A 2,153-nucleotide genomic window follows, 5' to 3' on the forward strand; every position below is an offset into this window, starting at 1 on the left:
AAACAGTTTAACCGGTGAGTATTCTGTTGGTAGATGTCAACTATGACAAAGTGTCGAGGAAACATACCTGTGTGATAGAGGACGCGGAGAAATAAATAATAAATTCTATGTAAGAGGATGTCTTAGGGCATCCTTTTTTTGTCTATAGTTATACTAAATTTTCTTTCAGAATTCTTTCACTCCATATAACTTTCTTACAATACCCCGACTTTTCCTGTTTTCGGATTTTTTTGTGCTATGATAGGGGCACCAAAGAGAACAGGGGGCGATAGCTTGAAAAATATATTGGAATATCTTGAACATTCAGTCGGTCGGCGGCCTGAGAAAACAGCCTGTGCCGATACAGATACATCGATGACCTGGCGTCAGCTTCGAGAGGCATCAGCGCGGATCGGCAGTTTACTGCTGAAGCACCGGTTGACACACCGTCCGGTGGCTGTTTATATGAAAAAAACACCGGCCTGTCTGGCGGCAATGCTGGGAACGGTTTACGGCGGTGATTTCTATACAGTGATTGATACCAAAATGCCCTGGGACAGAATCCGCAAGATTTTCAGTGTGCTGAAACCGGCGGCGATTATTACCGACAGGGACCATGAAGAGACAGTCAGGGAAGCCCTTGCCTCCGAAAGAAAAGACAGTCCGAAGATCCTTCTTTATGAGAAGGCCATGTATGTGCCTGAGGATCGGGAAGGGCTGGCAAAGATTCGGAGAAAAGCAGTGGATACGGATCTGGTGTATACCCTTTTTACATCCGGTTCCACAGGTATGCCGAAGGGTGTTGCCGTTTCCCATCGAAATGTGATGGCTTATGCGGAATGGGTGAAAACGACATTTGATATCAATGAAGCGACGGTTTTCGGCAGCCAGACACCTTTTTATTTCAGTATGTCGGTGCTGGATATTTATACAACTCTGGCAGCAGGCGCAGAACTTCAGATTCTGCCGAAGCAATTATTTGCTTTTCCGGTGCGTCTGTTGGAGTATATGAACAGTCGAAAAGTGAATACCATTTACTGGGTGCCGACGGCTTTGTCCATAGTGGCTAATTGGAAAGTGCTGGATTATGTGTCCCTTCCGTATATGGAGAAGGTTCTTTTCGCCGGTGAGGTGATGCCGGTGAAACAGCTGAATTACTGGCGGAGAAAAATGCCGGAGCTGCTGTATGCCAATCTGTATGGGCCGACAGAAGTAACAGATATCTGTGCCTATTACATTGTGGACCGGGATTTTGCAGATAGTGAAACATTGCCTATTGGGCGTGCCTGCGACAACTGTGACCTGATCATCCTTCGTGAGGATGGTACGGAAGCGGCACCGGGAGAAATCGGCGAACTGTGCGTCAGAGGCTCTTTTGTAGCCGACGGATATTATGGAGATCCGGACAAAACGGATGCTGCTTTTATCCAGAACCCGCTGAACCCATGGTATCCGGAGAAGATATATAAAACCGGTGATCTGGTCCGTTATAATGACCGCGGCGAGCTGCTGTATCTGGGACGCAGAGATTTTCAGATTAAGCATATGGGATACCGTATCGAGTTAGGTGAAGTTGAAGCCGCCGCCGGTGCGGCCTCTGATGTCAAGAGCTGTGTCAGTATTTACGATGAAGTGCGTGACAGAATTGTCCTGTTCTATGAGGGCGGTCCAAAAAATGAAAATCAGATGCGGGTTCTTTTGGAAGGGAAATTGCCGCCGTATATGAGGCCGGGAGAATGCATCAGAGTGAAGAGGATGCCGGAAAATGCCAACGGCAAAATCGACAGGAAATACTTGAAGAGCTACTATACAGATTTAATGGATGGGCAGGCCATCGGTTAGTTTATCAGGTTTGCAAAATCGGGGCTTTGAAAGTGCGTGTCTGACGGACGTTTCAAAGCAGGCACGTTTGCACTGCCTGGCACTAGCAGCAGTACATAAGGCACTAAAAGACAGTGCCTAAGTACTGGCTGTGCCGGGAGCACCTGCTTATGAAGCGTCCGTCAGACATGCACTTATCAGAAGTTTATTGGGTTTTGCAAACAAGATAGCTATTGCAGGAACCCGATGGCTTGCCCATAGGAATCCGAGAGGATACGAAGTAGTGATATCACGTATTAATTAAGTAAGAATCAAAGGAGATATAGTAGTCATGAGCGAGTTATTAGATATTT

The 2,153-nt window shown here is 46.7% G+C and carries 1 protein-coding gene; it reads left to right on the forward strand.

Annotated elements, in window-relative coordinates:
- The first annotated feature begins 273 nt into the window (after nt 1-273).
- The gene (locus tag WMO25_RS17425) at nt 274-1,821 is read left to right on the forward strand and encodes an amino acid adenylation domain-containing protein (protein ID WP_349086454.1); all 1,548 of its coding nucleotides are present in this window, start codon (nt 274-276) and stop codon (nt 1,819-1,821) included.
- Nucleotides 1,822-2,153 lie beyond the last annotated feature (332 nt).

The sequence above is a fragment of the Coprococcus intestinihominis genome, from assembly GCF_040096555.1.
In the GTDB taxonomy this organism is placed as follows: Bacteria; Bacillota; Clostridia; order Lachnospirales; family Lachnospiraceae; genus Coprococcus_A; species Coprococcus_A intestinihominis.